Below are 17625 nucleotides of genomic sequence, written 5' to 3' on the forward strand. Positions count from 1 at the left end.
TTAACCGAAAAACTGACTACGCGAGATGCCTATTTCGATGAAAAAGTCTTTGGAAAATAACAGGTGAATAGCTAGAACGCAGAACAAAGCTTTTAGACCACAAACGCTTTTCTGCTCCTTGCAAACTAACGCTAAGCTAAGTAGTGAGCAACGCAATACGAAGCCACCGCATAACACCTTAAACACATAAATCAACGCATACTAAAAATGCCACACGTTGCGAATCTGCCTTAAGCGCTTTGTTAGTTTGCCACCGCGATGCAACTAGAGGTTTAGCGCCAAGGTGTTGAATTAGTTGTGAAGCTACTGACTTTGAACACAAAAGTAAAACGGACAGCTCAGAATTCAAACCCAACCAACAAAACGTACTTGACTAAGAAGCGACATGCGGAATATAACCACGGTTTGAAGCGCTTTAACTGGCAAAGGATTCGTTCGACCAGCCTGACAACCAAGTGTGACCAAGCCATTTGTTAGCGAAATTAGTCACCAAGACAAAGAAAACGCACCAACGAATTAGCAACAATGTTAGAGCCAGTAAGTGACTAACCTACCTCAAACACTTCCAATATAGTGCCACCGGAAAGTTAGTGAGATTGAAAAACGAACAGGTGAATAGCTAGAGCGTAGAACAACGCTTTTAGACCACAAACGCTTTTCTGCCCTTTGCAAACTAACGCCGCATTAAGGTGTGAGCAACGCTACCACGAAACCCAACCAGACCACCGTAAACACTAAACCCGACGATGGAATGAAAAATGCCAAGCGTTGGGAATCACTCTTAAATGCTTTGTTATGTGCTATAAGTAATAGATTGCACACAAATCATACAGAAAGTTAGCCATGGCACTTAGTTCAAATTCATTAATTCATTTTACAAATACGAAGAAAGCACTCCTTGGAATATTAACATCAGGATTTAGAGTAAGCTATTGTAAAGAAACTGTTTTCTTGAATAATCAAGAGTATGTAATGTACGTGCCAATGGTAAGCTTTTGCGACATTCCTTTATCGCAAATTAAAGATCATGTCAAAAAGTATGGCAAATACGGTATAGGATTAACAAAAACTTGGGCTGAACAAGCAAAGCTCAATCCAGTACTGTATATAGAAAAGCAATCTAATATTGGTCAGTGTTTAGACCTAGCTTACGACAAGTTTGTACATGAAATTGAAGGTGATATCGACCATTTACCAAAAGCAAATCGCTGTTTCTACGATATTTTCAGATACATCAAGAACTATGAGGCCGATTTAATTCGAAAGAACACTGTTTATGAAAACTATAGATTTTATGATGAGAGAGAGTGGAGGTTTGTGCCTGATACTTGTGCAGATTGTCTAATGGTTATGGGAGAAGAAATTTTTAATAGTTCAGAAAATGATCCTTTGCGATCAAAAGCAATGCAAAAAATTAAAAACCAAGTATTAAAATTTGATATCAGCCATATCAAGTACCTGATTGTCAAAGACGAATCAGACATTAAAACTCTTGTTCACCATCTCAAACAAACAAACGGAAACATTCCTTACGACGATATGGATAAACTACTAACGCGAGTTCTTACAGCTGAGCAGATACACACGGACTTGTAAATTGAGATAGCACATAACGCCGCATTAAGGTGTGAGCGGCGCTTGGCTATACTTGAGCGAAGCGAAACTGCCAAGCGTTGCGAATCACTCTTAAATGCTTTGTTAGGCATTAATTATTCGCACTGCTTGCCACAAGCGTGTCCAGTTCCGCAGTTTCCACCTGAGAGTACATTCCCAAAAAGAACTAAGGTTGTCGGTATTTTTTCCCACTGGAAAGTACCGTAAAAGCTTTGAATGGCAGATTGATCCGAGTTCTTTTGAATTAAATTATCAGACCAAAGAAATGCAAATGAATCATCATACTTATTGTCGATACGTCCTTGCCAAGTTGTCCCATCTGGATATATGACAAAAGCTTCAATTTTTTTAAAACCAGATTTATTCGATACACTTCTACTTTTTGAACCATTATCTAAAATAAGAAATGCCTCATTGGTAGGTGGGATTGTTAAAGATGATGCAGAACTAAATCGTGTAGGATCCAAGACTATACCGCCGACGTTATCGTTTAATGGCTCAACAAATTCCTTTGTTCCATCATTGAACTCAACTATTGCTCTTACGACAGTACCTTTATGAGTGTTTAAAGATTTCATATATTTACCCTTACTGTTGTTAAATTTAAAGCTTAGTGCCTAACAGTTATTAGACCGAGAAATTCTACATTTTATCCCTGAAACTATTCTGTCTAGTCACCTATCCAGATCAGCTCGAGTCTAATAAGCTATTTAATAACAGTACCTTACTGATTAACTCACGCAATAGATGTGACTAAATACAGATTTTATCTATAAAACATCAGAAAAATGCAGAAAACGAATGACTAGGTCGCAGTGTGACAATGAACGATTACGCCTTCGGTGCCGTGTACCCCAAATAATAGCAACATGATTGTCGAGATTACGCTATAAAGATGAGCGGCTTAGAGATAGTCTCTAATTTGGGCGAGTAGCCGCAATATATAGACCCTTGGGGTATTGCTCTATATTACGAAGGTGTCCTCTACTTCGCCATGGTGCTCAAAAATTCGGCTTCGAATTCTTCATCGGCTTCTCGGGTTAGGCATTCCACCAGCCAGTTGATGCTTTCATGATCTAGGTTACTATTTACCACGAACGCCTGTTTCACGCCAAACTTACCAAGCTTGGCAGAACCGTAGTTCTTGAATGATTTATTGCCGTGGTAATGGAGTGATTTTATCGCCTCCGCGTTAGGTTCTGGCAAGGCATCGAGGGTGTTAGCTAGCTGAATCACCAACTCCATTGGGTTCTTGGATGACGAGATACGATACAGAAAACCGCCCTCCACTCTTTGGCGTACCCAGTAATCAAAACCACTGCAATCCATCACCTTGTCACTGACCAGTGCGGCTTCACTGCGATAACCACATGGTTCAACCACTACTGGGGTATGTTTGAATTCAGGTTGACCAGATGCGGCATCGGTATGAGGCAAGATCAAGTCACACGGTTTGCTGTCTTTGGCGGTCGGTGCATTCCAGTGGATAGGCATGAAGACTTGTTCGCGGCGCATCTCTTTGGTCACCACTAAGCGGGCTTGACATTCCCCTTGTGCGCTGCGCACTTTCACCACTGGATTAATGGTCGCGTGGTTAAACGCATCTAGCCCGAATTCATCCAAGTTCAGTTCTGAAACCGTATCTGGGTGCATCGCAACAAAAGGCTCTGGGGTGTGTTCACCTAAACCTGCCGCCAAACCTGTGCGGCTCATGGTGTGCCATTGGTCTCGGATTCGACCTGTGTTCATGATAAGCGGGAATTCGACACTGGTATCGGCAATCGGTTTGTCGTGCTCGACTGCAATAAACTGCGCTTTGCCAGATTCAGTAAAGAACTCGCCATTGGTAAACATACGCTGCTCTATGATCTCTGCTTGATACTCAAGTACTGGCCATTGCTGTGGAGTGAGTTCGCCATAGCCTTTTTCATCCAGTTGCGTGAGTCCAATTAAGCACAAGTCTCGCGCTTTACCTGTTTCATTGCCGAGCGCTGTCATCTCGCAATACTCTTTGAAGATCTCACCTTCGTGGCGGAACTCGAATTGCTCTTTGAATCCCATTTTTTGTGCGACTTCTTTTAATATCCACCAATCGGGTTTGGCTTCCCCTGGGCTTGGTAACACGCGGCGTTGGCGTGAGATTCGGCGTTCAGAGTTGGTCACAGTGCCCGACTTCTCGCTCCACCCTTGTGCGGGTAACACCACATCGGCCAAGCGAGTGGTTTCAGTGTCGGCAATGCAGTCCGACACCACCACAAATGGGCACTTCTCTAGTGCGGCTTTGATTTTTTCGCTGTCAGGCAGGCTCACGACTGGGTTGGTCGCCATGATCCACACGGCTTTGATTTTGCCTTCATTCATGGCATCAAACAGGTCAATCGCTTTTAAACCCGCATGTGTGGCTAAGCTGTCGGTTTGCCAGAACTCGCTCACCGTTTGGTGTGATTGCGGGTCACCAAATTCAAAGTGCGCCGCTAAAGTATTGGCTAAACCGCCCACTTCTCGCCCACCCATCGCGTTCGGCTGGCCCGTTACAGAGAATGGCCCCATGCCCGGTTTGCCAATTTTCCCGGTCGCTAGATGGCAGTTAATAATGGCGTTCACCTTGTCACACCCTTGTGTGGATTGGTTCACGCCTTGAGAATAAATGGTCAGCACCTTCTCATTCGATGCAAACAAACTGTAGAACTGTTTTAGCTGCTGCTCTGTTAACCCTGTGAGCTCAGGGACGCTTTTGTCGCCCCAGCCAGCTTCGGTATAGCGGTATTGGGTTGCAGATCGAATCGATTCAGTAAAGCCTTGAGTGTGGTTTTCTATGTAGTCTGCATCTAGCTTGTCGTTATCGTCGAGGTAGCCTAATAAGCCGTTAAACAGCGCCACGTCTGAGCCGGATTCCAATGCCAAGTGAATGTCTGCGATTTCACAGGTGTCGGTATAACGCGGGTCGATGACGATCACTTTCAATGCTGGGTTGGCTTGTTTCGCGGCTCTTAGCCTTTGGAAAAGTACCGGGTGACACCATGCTAGGTTGGAACCTGTAATCACGACTAGATCAGCTTGCTCGAGATCTTCATAGCAAACCGGTACTGTGTCTGCGCCAAATGCTCGCTTATGCCCGACCACGGTTGAAGCCATACATAGCCTAGAGTTACTGTCGATGTTGCCACTACCAATGAAGCCTTTCATCAGTTTATTGGCAACATAGTAGTCTTCGGTAAGCAGCTGACCAGACACATAGAACGCAACCGAATCGGCCCCAAATTCTTCGATGGTTTGATTGAATTTGTCTGCGACCAACTGAGTGGCCCTGTTCCAATCCAGCTGTTGTTTTTGCTCATTCTGAATATAAGCAGGCTGTGTAAGACGACCTAAAGGCGTGACGGTATCACCAAGCGCAATTCCTTTAGTACATAACTTTCCATAGTTTGATGGATGATCTTTATCACCACGAACTTCAAGTTTTCCTAGCGATGTCGGTCTCGCTTCTATTCCACACCCTACACCACAATAAGCACAGGTCGATTTTATCCAGCCGCTGTTTGAATCGGTCATCCGTTTCTCGCTCAATTATCCATAATTGTAATAATTGAAACCAAGCAAATAACACGCCACTTAATAGCAGCTGATGAATAGAAAATAATTTTATTGAAAAACAACAACTTAATAAAAACAAAAATATCAACAACGAACCAATTAGAACTTAACCAAGATAGAAACTTAATTTTTGCACCATCTTGCGGAAAGTTGCACCACAAATGCTCATTTATATAAATCTAACAAAAATTTTAAATACCACTTTAGGGGTAATTGCGTGCTACCCTTATTTTTTAAATCACTGAAAATTATAAGTTATTTTTTATTTAAATCAACAAACCGTAATCTGGCACCCTCCTTGCTCCACTAAAAACCAAGACTTAGAAAAAAAACATTTTTGTTTTTCTTGATGATTATGAATTGAGTGGAATCTCAACCCGGTATTCATCTGCTAACGACTAGAAATTAGATGCTAGTAATGGTGACGCCGAGAATAAGGAATGGATTATGAGCAAGAAGAAAATCGTCGTTGTTGGTAACGGCATGGTTGGACACAAATTTATCGACAACATCCTGCAATCAGACAGTGATGAATTTGATGTGATTACTTTCAGTGAAGAGCCAAGGCTAGCATACGACCGTGTTCAGCTAACGGCTTACTTTAATGGTAAAAGCGCTGATGACCTGTCATTGACCAGTGAAGAATATTACCAAAGCAACGGCGTGAACTATTTGTTGAACCAGAAGGTTGCCAAGCTAGACACCGCCAATCAACAAGTCATCACTGAAAGTGGCCATGTTGAAAGTTACGACAAGCTAATCTTGGCGACGGGCTCTTTCCCTTTTGTTCCCCCTATTCCCGGTAACGACCAAGAACACTGTCACGTTTATCGCACCATCGAAGACTTAGACGCCATCGAACTTTCAAGCAAAGGCAGCAAATCTGGCGTGGTGATTGGTGGTGGTCTGCTTGGTTTAGAGGCCGCAAACGCAGTCAAAAACCTTGGTTTGGAAACCCATGTAGTTGAATTCGCGCCTCGCCTAATGGCCGTTCAATTAGATGACGGTGGCGGTGCCCTACTGCGCAGAAAAATTGAAGACCTTGGTGTGCAGGTTCATACCGAGAAAGCGACCTCTGAAATAGTCGACGGTGAAAACGCTCGCTACCGCATGAACTTCGCCGATGGCACCCATTTAGAAACCGATATGATCGTATTCTCTGCCGGTATTCGCCCTCAAGATGAGCTAGCAAGAAGCTCTGATGTCGAGATTGGCGAGCGTGGCGGTATTGTGATCAACAATCACTGTCAAACCAATATCGACAACGTCTACGCCATTGGAGAATGTGCGCTTTGGGACAACAAGATCTTCGGCTTAGTGGCGCCCGGTTATTCCATGGCGAAAGTCGCGGCTTCGCATATTGTTTCTGACGGTACTGACGACGCTGCGTTCACTGGCGCTGACATGAGCACCAAGCTCAAGCTGCTTGGCGTCGATGTGGCCAGTATTGGTGAAGTACACGGCAAGACGGAAGGCGCTCAATCGTATACCTATAACGATGAAATTGAACAAGTTTATAAGCGCCTGATCATCTCGGCTGATGGTAAGAAGATTGTCGGTGCTGTTTTAGTCGGTGACGCCGAAGCTTACGGTTCGCTACTGCAAATAAAGCAAAATGACATGCCTCTTCCTGAAAACCCATCAGTGTTGATTTTACCTAACGTGGCCGATGATTCAGGTTCGGCAATGGGTGTTGAAGCTCTGCCTGATAGTGCAGTGATTTGTTCATGTTTCGATGTGACCAAAGGTGACATTAAAGACGCCGTTTCAGCAGGCTGCACCACGATGGCTGCATTGAAAGAAACCACTAATGCTTCAACAGGTTGTGGCGGTTGTTCTGCCCTTGCTAAACAGGTTCTCGATAGCGAGCTAAGTAACCTAGGTGTGGAAGTCTCTAACGATATCTGTGAGCACTTTGCTTATTCTCGCCAAGAGCTTACCGACATCATCAGAGTCAACAAAATCAAAACCTTCGATGAGCTGTTAGATTCTCACGGCAACGGATTGGGCTGTACCGTGTGTAAACCGGCTGTCGGTTCGATTCTGGCTTCGTACTGGAACGATTACATCCTTGAAGATCAACACATAGAACTGCAAGACACCAACGACATATACCTTGGCAACATGCAAAAAGACGGCACTTACTCGGTGGTTCCGCGTATTGCTGGCGGTGAAATTACTCCAGATAAATTGATCGTGCTTGGTGAAGTCGCTAAAGAGTTCGACTTGTATACCAAAATCACAGGCGGTCAGCGTGTCGACTTGTTTGGCGCACAACTTAACGAACTGCCTATCATCTGGAAAAAACTGATTGATGCAGGCTTTGAAACGGGCCACGCCTACGGTAAATCGGTACGTACCGTGAAATCGTGTGTCGGTAGCACTTGGTGTCGATACGGCGTCGACGACAGTGTTGGCTTAGCGATTCGACTAGAAAACCGCTACAAAGGCTTACGTTCACCACATAAGATCAAGTTTGCGGTTTCAGGCTGTACTCGTGAATGTGCAGAAGCCCAATCGAAAGACATTGGTGTTATCGCTACCGACAAAGGTTGGAACCTCTACATCTGTGGTAACGGCGGTATGCGCCCTCGCCATGGTGACCTTTTCGCGACCGACCTTGATGAAACCACCCTGCTGCAATACATCGACCGCATTCTGATGTTCTACACACGTACCGCAGACCGCCTACAGCGTACATCGGTATGGATGGAGAACCTCGAAGGCGGCATTGAATACCTCAAACAAGTCGTGATTGAAGACAAGCTCAACGTTGCTGAAGAACTCGAAGCGGACATCGCACTCAACATCGAGAAGTACCAGTGTGAATGGAAAACCACCATCGAAAACCCTGAAAAAATGAAACGTTTCCAGCACTACATCAACAGCGAAGAAATGGACACTAGCCTGTCATTCATCAAAGAACGAGAGCAGCGTTTTCCTAAGCCGAGCTTGAGTGATGGTTCAAATTCAAAACGCGATGAAAAGCTAACCAAGGCTGACCAAATCGAAGTCACGGAAGTTTCGTAAGCCGAATTGACGGTCAGTGAATCAGTAACAACTAAACCCAATATCGATAGTCGACAGCGGCGCAGCCCAAGAAAACTGCTGTCGGCTATCACCCTAATTAAATTGATTATTAGTTTTATGTTTTGACTAGGAGAAAGTCATGGAAAATTGGACAACCGTATGCAACACCCGGGACTTAACCCCAAACGGTGGTATTTGCGCCAAAGTAGACGATAACCAAGTGGCTATTTTTTACTGCAAGCGCAGTGACACGCTTTATGGGCTCTCTAATTACGACCCTATCGGCAAGGCGAATGTGATGTCACGTGGTATAATTGGTTCATTAAGCGGAGAACCTTACGTGGCCTCACCCTTATACAAGCAGCATTACCACTTAGAAACTGGCGAATGTCTTGAACAGCCTGAGCTCAAGCTCGTGAAATTTGAAGTTCGCAAGCAAGGAGAACAGGTTCAGGTTCTCGCACCGCTTGCTATCGCCAGTTAACTAAACGCCGACATCATCATGTAAACGCTTTATCAGCGTGAGCAATTTCGGCACAGGGTTTAGCCACATTAATGCGTTCGAATTTCGGAAGTAACGCACGAGCTAAAGCCGGGTAATTTTCCAGATTTAAAGGATTTAAACCATGGATAACACAAAATTTTCGCTGCTTTCATTTACGGGTAAGATGAAAACCTTACACCTAAGTTGGATGGCCTTTTTTATCACCTTTGTTGTGTGGTTCAACTTTGCCCCACTACTGCAAATGGTAAAAACGTCACTTGGTCTTTCTACTGAAGAGATCAAAACACTGCTTATTCTCAACGTTGCATTGACCATTCCGGCGCGTGTCGCCATTGGTATGTTGACCGACAGATATGGCCCAAGATTGGTCTACTCTTCGCTACTCGCTATCTGTTCAATCCCTTGTTTTATGTTTGCTCTGGCAGACTCTTTCATTCAAGCGGCAATCGCTCGTTTCCTACTGGGCTTCATTGGTGCAGGTTTCGTTGTCGGTATTCGCCTTGTGTCTGAGTGGTTCCCACACAATGAATTGGGTACTGCAGAAGGTATTTACGGCGGTTGGGGTAACTTCGGTTCAGCAGCGGCAGCATTCACGCTTCCAACTCTGGCTTTAGCATTTGGTGGTGAAGACGGCTGGCGTTATGCGGTCGGTATTACTGGCCTTATGAGCTTAGCGTTCTCGTTTATCTTCTACAAAAACGTGTCAGATACACCAAAAGGTTCGACTTACTTCAAACCAGCTCAAGTAACGGCAATGGAAGTGACATCAAAGGGTGACTTTTTCTTCCTACTTATTATGAAAATCCCAATGTATGCCGCACTAGCGCTACTGACATGGAAGCTATCACCAAGCAACATCAACATGTTATCTGACATGGCGGTTTACTCTGTGTATGCAGGTTTAGCTGCGCTTTACGTGTACGAAGTGTCGCAAGTTTGGAAAGTAAACAAGAACGTATTTAAAGAAGAAGTACCAGAGATTCACCAGTACAAATTCAAGCAAGTTGCGGTACTTAACGTATTGTACTTCGCGACATTTGGTTCTGAACTGGCTGTGGTTTCTATGCTGCCGTTGTTCTTCTCTGAAACCTTTGAATTAACACCGGTTCTTGCAGGTATGGTTGCATCGGCTTACGCCTTTATGAACCTAATGTCTCGCCCAGGTGGCGGTTGGATTTCAGATAAGTTCGGTCGTAAACCAACACTGCTTATTCTGACGATTGGTCTTGCTGCGGGTTACTTCGCAATGGGGCAAGTCGACAGCACATGGCCTGTATGGCTAGCGGTTGTCGCGGCGATGGCGTGTTCTTTCTTCGTGCAAGCAGGTGAAGGTGCGGTATTCGCAACAGTTCCTCTAATCAAGCGTCGTATGACAGGTCAGATTGCTGGTATGACAGGGGCTTACGGTAACGTGGGTGCGGTAGTTTACCTAACTGTGTTGTCATTCGTGAGCTACCAAACGTTCTTCTTAGTGATTGCTGCAACAGCGGTACTTGGCTTTGTAACTCTACTGTTCATGGAAGAGCCTAACGGTCAAATCGCCGAAGTAAACGACGACGGTAGCGTGACCTTGATTAACGTATCGAGCTAACCACTCATTGAATCGGGAGTAGTACCGAGGTGTGTTTCACCACTTTGGTACTGCGTTCAAAGGCTCTAGGTTCACTAGGGCTTTTGTTCTTCCTAGGGTGTTCTGTCAAGGAAGCGGGAAGAAAAGCAGGTAATAAGAAGACCAATTATGACAATTTCATTCAGCCAAGGGCAAGTTATCACGCCAGAATCCAACAACCAGTTAACGCTTAAGTTTGGTGGTTATTCGAATAAAGGCATACGTGATGAAAACCAAGACGCCATCATTGTAAAGCACCCCAAAACTCGTACTGAGCAAGAGTTGAAAGGCAGTGTCGCCTGCATAGCAGACGGCGCAAGTTGCAGTGAACATGGCCAGAAAGCCAGTCACACCAGCGTGATGCAGTTTATCGACGACTATTACGCTACTCCCCAAAGCTGGAGCATTCAACGTTCGGCGCAAAAGGTCTTAACGTCCCTCAATTCTTGGCTCTTCAACACGTCTGTTTCTAATATTCATCCCGCACAACAAGTGAACCACAATGCCCTCGTTTCGACGTTCAGCAGCGTGATATTAAAATCGAACACCGCACATATCTTCCACGTTGGCGACAGTCGCATTTACTTACTAAGAGATGGTGAATTACGCCAACTGACCCGCGACCACACCCGTAAAAATATGGGCCAGAAGCATTATCTAACACGCGCCTTAGGCATGGATAACCAACTCAACGTTGACTATCAAACGCTTCCTATTAAAAAAAACGACTGTTTTATCCTGACATCTGATGGTGTACACGAGTTTGTGTCTCCCAATACCTTTAAAGAACACATCGATAAGCCCGGAGTGGATTTCGAATACGCCGCTCAAACCATATGTAACACAGCGTTAAGCCACAACAGTTCGGACAACGTAAGCTGCTTGATTGTTCAAATAAGTCATCTACCTAAACCTTCGCTCATTGAATTCCATGAGAAGCTGGCTAAACGTGCCATCCCACCCGCGTTAAAGCTTGGGCAAAGTATCGACAACTTTATGGTGCTTGAGGTGTTGTATGCTGGATCTAGAAGTCACGTATACCGAGTCATGCAAAAAGAGACACAAACAGAGTTCGTACTCAAAGTACCGTCGGTTCAATATCATGACGACCCAGCACAGCTGAGAGCTTTCTTTAACGAGCAATGGGCAGGTATCTTGTTGAATAACAATAAAGTAATGAAGGTTTACCCAACGCCTGAACACTCTCAATTCCTATATCAAATTTGTGAATGGGTTGAAGGGGTGACGCTAAGGCAATGGATGTACGACAACCCTAAGCCTTCGCTCGAACAGGTTCGCGAGATCCTAGAAAAAATCACACAAGGTATTCGTGTATTACAACGTGCCGACATGGTTCACAGAGACTTAAAGCCCGAGAACATCATGATCCAACGCGATGGCAACATCAAAATCATCGACCTTGGTGCGGTGTTAGTGAGAGGCCTTGAAGAGGGGGGGCTCACCGACAAGGACGACACACCATTAGGCGCGGTCAATTACATTGCACCCGAGACCATCAAGCACAACACGGCCACCACCAGCTCAGATCTGTTCTCTATTGCTATGATCGGCTATGAGATGCTAACAGGTGCATTACCCTACTCTGAAATGACCGCGCAATCGCTTAAGCAATCTCGCCACCATCAATGGGAATACCAACCCATCACTCAGAAACGAGCGGACTTACCAAGCTGGGTGGATTTGGTGTTACAGAAAGCCTGCTCGGAATCGCCAAGCGAACGTCATCAAGTGTTGGGAGATTTTGTGGCAGACCTTTACACACCAAACCAAAGCTTGGTCAAAAGCAAAGCCAAGCAACCTTTGATAAACCGAAACCCAATCCAGTTTTGGAAAGTGTTGGCTTTGTTGCTCGGCATTGTTGCCATTGTAGAAATGGGCTTATTGCTGAGTTCTAGTTAATTACAGGTTCGAGTTAAAACCAAGTGCGGATTAAAACCCAAGTTCGAGCTAAACGCGAGGCTTCAAGCTAACCGTAAAGATCGATCTAGCCTCGTTTCACTAAGCTTCTCGGCACGAGCTCAATGCCAGCTTGATAACGCTTAGCCGATGCATTTAACGCCAAAGCAAAGGCACTATCGGCAATCACTTCAAACTGCTGCGGCAGTGAGTGGACTTTGAAAGGCAAGAAGTCGAGCAGCCGGTTATCACCAAAGGTCGCCAACTTCACTTGATTAACCAGTTCTGGCTTTTCGACCATCACATCCAGCACACCTTCTAACAAGGTGTAAGACATAGTGACAATCGCATCGGGCACCGTGCCTTTGGCAATCCAACCCTCAAAAATCTCACGCCCAGATTCTCTGTCAAAATGCGCGCCGTAACCCACAACGGTAGGTTTGTCTTCTGACAGTCCGATTTGTTGACCATACGCTTTGTTTGCCGCTTCGAAACCCAACTGGCGTTCACGTGATATGTTTAGATCTGGCAATGCACCTATCAAACCAACACTATCAATACTGTCATCGAGAATCGAATGCGTCAGTTCAAACGCAGCTTCAAAATCTTCACTAAGTACGCAAGCAAAGTGCTCGTCATCTAACGGACGGTCAATTGCGATCACAGGCGTTCCTGAGTTTTGCAACTTTAAGTAGAACTCGTTGGCGTCTGGCATGGAACTCGCAACCAGCAAAGCATCGATACGACGACTCACCAAGGCTTCCGCAACTTTACGTTCGGTTTCAGCGTCATCATCAGAACAACCAATCAAAATCTGGTAGCCCACTTTACGTGAGTTCTGCTCTATCAGTTTTGCTAAACGCGCGTAACTGCTGTTTTCCAAATCCGGAATAATCAAACCAAATGAACGGCTATTACCAGCACGCAACGACGACGCTGCATGGTCTGGACGGTAGTTGAACTCTTCCACAACCGCCATGACTTTCTGCTGAGTCTTCTCGCTGATTCTGTATTTCTGCGCCTTGCCGTTGATCACATAACTGGCCGTGGTTTTCGATACTCCAGCCAATTTAGCAATTTCATCAAGTGTCATATGGGTGACCTGTATTTTGTGCGTAGGATCATATAACCAATGATCTGATCCTCGGATTAGTTGAATTATAGGCTGAATCGATTCAGTATGAAAGCTGAAAGGATTCAGCAAAATCTGAAAAGTGACTTCAATCATCCTTTTGTATGGATTAAGCGTCATTTGTTGTGATTCAACTTCTAGTTATTAACGAAACTGAAATTACGACACGCAGCAAAACTATTTTGAAAACCAAAATCGGCTTTGCTGAATTTTTTTACACTGAATGCTGAATCGATTCAGCCAACGTCGAACAAAGAGCAAAGCAACGAGAAAATATTGTTCTAGACTGAATCGTAGCGATACACAAATTCTCAAGCTATACGCTAAAGAGGCACCATGCTTAAATTATCAAAATCTGACATCACTCTAGGCCAATCTGCCGAAGACAAATTCAAAGCTATCCAGAACATTGCTGGCGACCTGACCGCGAAAGGCTTAGTTGACTCTGGCTACGTTGAAGGAATGCTGAACCGTGAAAACCAGAACTCTACGTTCCTAGGTAACGGCATCGCGATTCCTCACGGAACGACGGATACTCGTGGCCTAGTGAAAGAGACAGGCGTTGCGGTACACCACTTCCCTGAAGGTATTGATTGGGCAGACGGCAACCGTGTTTACGTAGCAATTGGTATTGCGGCGAAATCAGACGAGCACTTAGGCATCCTTAAGCAGCTAACGAAGGTTCTAGCAGCAGACGGTGTTGAAGAGAAATTAAAGCAAGCGAAATCAGAAGACGAAATCATCGCCCTACTTAACGGTGACGTTCAGCTAGAAGCCGACCTAGACGCTTCTTTGGTTCAGCTATTGTTCCCTGCAAGCGACATGATTCAAATGTCTGCTGTTGCAGGTGGCCTACTTAAGAACACAGGTTGCACAGACAACGCATTCGTTGCTGACCTAGTAACAAAAACACCGACTCACCTAGGCCAAGGCCTGTGGTTGTTGGGCAGCGATAAAGGCGTAACTCGCACTGGCGTATCTTTCGTTTCAACAGCGAACCATTGTGAATTCGAAGGCACACCAGTGAAAGCATTGGTTGCATTCGCCGCTTGTAACAGCGCGCACCAATCGATTCTAGCAAACCTAAGCAAGATGGTTTTCGAAGGTAAACAGCAACAACTGTTAACCGCTGACGCAGCGCAAGTAATTGGCCTTCTAAAAGGTGAAGCGGTTTCTACAGCGTCTCAAGACGATGACAACTGCGCAGTATTCAAAATCAAAAACGCACACGGTCTGCACGCTCGTCCGGGTGCAATGCTAGTGGCTGAAGCGAAGAAATTCGAATCAACGATCCGCGTTTCAAACCTAGATGGCGACGGAAAAGAAGTGAACGCGAAGAGCTTGATGAAAGTCATCGCACTTGGCGTTAAACACGGCCACCAGCTTCAGTTTGTTGCTGAAGGTGACGATGCAGCACAAGCACTTGAATCGATTGGTAAAGCTATCGCTTCAGGCCTTGGCGAAGGTTAAGGAGTCGATATGTCTGATAAACAAATCAAAGCCGTTACCGTAACGCTTAACCCTGCTCTAGACCTGACAGGCGCTATCGACGCACTAAATGTAGGTTCAGTTAGCCTAGTAAACAAAGGCTCTCTGCATGCAGCGGGCAAAGGCGTAAACGTCGCAAAAGTTCTTTCAGAGCTTGGCGCGAAAGTGACCGTAACAGGTTTCCTTGGTCGCAATAACGAAGAAGCGTTCTGCCAACTGTTTGAAGAGATGGGCGCAACTGACCGCTTCATCCGTGTTGATGGCGCAACTCGCATTAACGTGAAATTGGTAGAGAATTCAGGCCAAGTAAGCGACATCAACTTCCCAGGTGTTCCTGTTGATGCTGACGCGATTAAAGCGTTCGAAGAAACCCTATTAGAACTTGCTGAAACGCACGATTATTTCGTCATTGCAGGCAGCTTGCCACAAGGTATCTCTCCTGAGCTTTGCGCTTCTTGGGTTCAACGCTTACACGATTTAGGTAAGAAGGTGCTATTTGATAGCAGCCGTGACGCACTTAAAGCCGGTATCAATGCACAACCATGGTTAATCAAACCAAACGATGAAGAGCTGTCTCAGCTGTTCAATGCAGAGCTGACAACTCGTGACCAATGCCAACACGCGGGCCAAGCCCTAAGTGAAAAAGGCATCGAGAATATCGTGGTATCACTTGGCGCTGAAGGCGTGATGTGGCTTAACCAAGGTGAATGGTTACATGCTCAACCACCGCGCATGCAAGTAGTCAGCACGGTAGGCGCAGGTGACACATTGGTTGCTGGTCTATGTTGGGGTCACATGCAACAGATGCCAAAACCAGAACTTATTAAATTCGCAACCGCCCTATCTGCTCTAGCAGTTTCACAGGTAGGCGTGGGCATCACCAGCCAACAAGAGCTGGAATCAGTACTACAAAATATCCAATTACAGTCGCTTAGTGCTCCAACTAGCCAGTTAGACACAAGCAAATAGGACAAAAGGTTTATTATGAATATTACCATTATCACAGCTTGCCCTAGTGGCGTAGCAAACAGCATCATCGCCGCAGGCTTGTTAGAGCAAGCGACAAAAGCACTGGGTTGGAACGCCGCTATTGAATGTCAATCAAGCGTGTTACCTGACTCAACCGTATCGCAAGACGCTATCGACAGCAGCGACGTTGTGGTTATCGCAGCCAACACAAACGTTGATAAAGCGCGCTTTGTCGGCAAGAAAGTATACCAAGCGGCAATCTCTGAATGCACAGCTGATGCAAAAGCATTTCTTGAGAAAGCGACAGCAGAAGCAACAGTATTAGACGCATCTCAAGTTGAAAAAACGGTTGCGGTTACTGGCACATCACCAGCGACGGGCAGCAAGAAGATCGTAGCGATTACCGCTTGCCCAACTGGTGTTGCACACACCTTTATGGCCGCTGAAGCGCTTGAAGCAGAAGGCAAACGCCTAGGTCACCAAATCAAAGTGGAAACTCGCGGCTCTGTAGGTGCGAAGAACCAACTGACAGACCAAGAAATCGCAGACGCTGACCTTGTTATCATCGCAGCCGACATTGACGTTCCACTGGATCGTTTTAACGGCAAAGCGCTATACAAAACAACAACAAGTCCTGCTTTGAAGAAAACAAAGCAAGAAATGGAAAAAGCGTTCGCAGAAGCTAAACCATACCAACATACAGCATCTTCAAATTCAGCGCCTGCTGACGAGAAGAAAGGCGTGTACAAGCACCTAATGACAGGTGTATCGCACATGCTTCCTGTAGTTGTTGCGGGTGGTTTGATCATCGCTCTTTCTTTCGTATTCGGTATCGAAGCGTTTAAAGAAGAAGGCACACTAGCAGCAGCACTGATGACTATCGGTGGTGGTTCAGCATTCGCACTGATGATTCCTGTTCTTGCTGGTTTCATTGCATTCTCAATTGCTGACCGTCCGGGTCTGGCTCCAGGTCTAATCGGCGGTATGTTGGCTAGCTCAACGGGCGCAGGTTTCCTAGGTGGTATCGCAGCAGGTTTCATTGCCGGTTACGCAGCGAAATTCATTGCCGACAAGGTTCAACTTCCACAGTCCATGGAAGCCCTCAAGCCAATCCTGATCATTCCGTTTATCGCGAGTTTGTTCACTGGTCTTGTGATGGTTTACATCGTGGGTGGCCCTGTTTCTGGCGTGATGAGCGCAATGACAACTTTCCTAAACAACATGGGAACGTCTAACGCGATTCTTCTGGGTGTGATTCTAGGCGCAATGATGTGTTTCGACCTTGGTGGCCCTGTAAACAAAGCGGCTTACACGTTTGGTGTTGGTCTACTGGCTTCGCAAACTTACGCACCAATGGCTGCAATCATGGCAGCAGGTATGGTTCCAGCTCTAGGTATGGGTCTTGCGACTTTCCTAGTGAAAGACAAGTTTGAAGCAGGCGAGCGTGAAGCAGGTAAAGCATCATTCGTTCTTGGCCTATGTTTCATCTCTGAAGGTGCAATTCCATTCGCAGCGAAAGATCCAATGCGTGTTATCCCAGCTTGTATGGCAGGTGGTGCACTAACTGGCGCACTATCAATGATGTTTGGTGCTCAGCTAATGGCTCCACACGGCGGTCTATTCGTACTACTAATTCCTGGTGCTATCTCTCCAGTTCTTATGTACCTAGTGGCGATTGCAGCGGGTACAGCTGTAACTGGTTTCGGTTACGCTGCGCTTAAAAAGATGAGCGACTCTAAGGCAACTGCAGAGGCTTAATCCCCCTAC

Annotated in this window: 11 protein-coding genes; 8 read left to right on the top strand and 3 right to left on the bottom strand. The window is 45.7% G+C overall.

From position 1 onward, the window contains the following. The first annotated feature begins 843 nt into the window (after positions 1–843). On the top strand, positions 844–1596 hold the full coding sequence (locus tag OCV24_RS20260; protein ID WP_150878955.1) for an abortive infection system antitoxin AbiGi family protein: 753 nt from the start codon (positions 844–846) through the stop codon (positions 1594–1596). 113 nt (positions 1597–1709) lie between these two features. Here OCV24_RS20260 and OCV24_RS20265 read toward each other — a convergent pair whose 3' ends face one another. Then, entirely contained in the window at positions 1710–2192 is a 483-nt protein-coding gene (locus OCV24_RS20265) for a hypothetical protein (protein WP_146448082.1), read from the bottom strand. A 406-nt stretch (positions 2193–2598) separates the two neighbouring features. After that, positions 2599–5181 carry a molybdopterin oxidoreductase family protein gene (locus tag OCV24_RS20270; RefSeq protein ID WP_150878953.1) on the bottom strand — a complete coding sequence of 861 codons (2583 nt, stop codon included), beginning with the start codon at positions 5179–5181 and terminating at the stop codon, positions 2599–2601. 474 nt (positions 5182–5655) lie between these two features. Here OCV24_RS20270 and nirB point away from each other — a divergent pair, with 474 nt between their 5' ends. From nirB to OCV24_RS20290, 4 genes are all read left to right on the top strand, one after another. After that, positions 5656–8238 carry a nitrite reductase large subunit NirB gene (gene nirB / locus OCV24_RS20275; RefSeq protein WP_150878949.1) on the top strand — a complete coding sequence of 861 codons (2583 nt, stop codon included), beginning with the start codon at positions 5656–5658 and terminating at the stop codon, positions 8236–8238. Positions 8239–8377: 139 nt separating this feature from the next. Then, a complete protein-coding gene (gene nirD / locus OCV24_RS20280) occupies positions 8378–8722 on the top strand; it encodes a nitrite reductase small subunit NirD (RefSeq protein WP_048610959.1) in 345 nt (114 codons plus the stop codon). Positions 8723–8864: 142 nt separating this feature from the next. Beyond that, on the top strand, positions 8865–10334 hold the full coding sequence (locus OCV24_RS20285) for a NarK family nitrate/nitrite MFS transporter (protein WP_150878947.1): 1470 nt from the start codon (positions 8865–8867) through the stop codon (positions 10332–10334). A 147-nt stretch (positions 10335–10481) separates the two neighbouring features. Continuing rightward, complete coding sequence (locus OCV24_RS20290; protein ID WP_150878946.1) at positions 10482–12272, top strand: bifunctional protein-serine/threonine kinase/phosphatase; 1791 nt, start codon at positions 10482–10484, stop codon at positions 12270–12272. An 85-nt stretch (positions 12273–12357) separates the two neighbouring features. Here OCV24_RS20290 and cra read toward each other — a convergent pair whose 3' ends face one another. Further along, positions 12358–13362 carry a catabolite repressor/activator gene (cra, locus tag OCV24_RS20295; RefSeq protein ID WP_017058510.1) on the bottom strand — a complete coding sequence of 335 codons (1005 nt, stop codon included), beginning with the start codon at positions 13360–13362 and terminating at the stop codon, positions 12358–12360. Positions 13363–13737: 375 nt separating this feature from the next. On the opposite strand from cra, the gene fruB reads away from it, so the two are divergent. Genes fruB through fruA form a run of 3 tightly spaced genes read left to right on the top strand, consistent with a single transcriptional unit; the run spans position 13738 to position 17616 of the window. Further along, the gene (gene fruB / locus OCV24_RS20300) at positions 13738–14871 is read left to right on the top strand and encodes a fused PTS fructose transporter subunit IIA/HPr protein (protein WP_150878943.1); all 1134 of its coding nucleotides are present in this window, start codon (positions 13738–13740) and stop codon (positions 14869–14871) included. Between the two features lie 9 nt (positions 14872–14880). After that, complete coding sequence (gene pfkB, locus OCV24_RS20305; RefSeq protein ID WP_150878941.1) at positions 14881–15858, top strand: 1-phosphofructokinase; 978 nt, start codon at positions 14881–14883, stop codon at positions 15856–15858. Positions 15859–15873: 15 nt separating this feature from the next. After that, positions 15874–17616, top strand: a complete 1743-nt coding sequence (gene fruA, locus OCV24_RS20310) for a PTS fructose transporter subunit IIBC (protein ID WP_150878939.1) — start codon at positions 15874–15876, stop codon at positions 17614–17616. Positions 17617–17625 lie beyond the last annotated feature (9 nt).

Source organism: Vibrio kanaloae (genome assembly GCF_024347535.1).
GTDB lineage: Bacteria > Pseudomonadota > Gammaproteobacteria > Enterobacterales > Vibrionaceae > Vibrio > Vibrio kanaloae.